Origin of the sequence: Asanoa hainanensis, from assembly GCF_900188485.1 — a bacterium.
GTDB lineage: Bacteria > Actinomycetota > Actinomycetes > Mycobacteriales > Micromonosporaceae > Asanoa > Asanoa hainanensis.
The window spans coordinates 56,099-56,360 of the sequence record NZ_FZPH01000030.1 but is presented as its reverse complement, the minus strand read 5'-3'; the positions used below and the strand labels follow the sequence as shown (position 1 = coordinate 56,360).

The 262-nt window shown below is 75.2% G+C and carries 1 protein-coding gene; it reads left to right on the top strand.

The genetic code is table 11. The annotated features are described in order from the left end of the window. Positions 1 to 60: 60 nt before the first annotated feature. Positions 61 to 262, top strand: a 202-nt coding sequence (locus CHC05_RS41925; protein WP_179266581.1) for a hypothetical protein, incomplete at its 3' end; no start/stop codon positions are given.

Below are 262 nucleotides of genomic sequence, written 5' to 3'. Positions count from 1 at the left end.
GCTGCGCCCGGCCACCGAGCCGGGCGAGGATCGCAACGGGCCGAGGTCGCTCGCCACCTGGTGGGCCTCGACCGGCTGCGCCCGGCCACCGAGCCGCGCGAGGATCGCAACATCGGGCCGACCCGGTGCGGCCCCGCCGATAACGTGTTCCTGCGCCTGGCCACCGAGCCGGGCGAGGATCGCAACACCCGCGACCAGTGCATCGGCTGGCAGGCCTACCAGCTCCTGCGCCCGGCCACCGAGCCGGGCGAGGATCGCAACT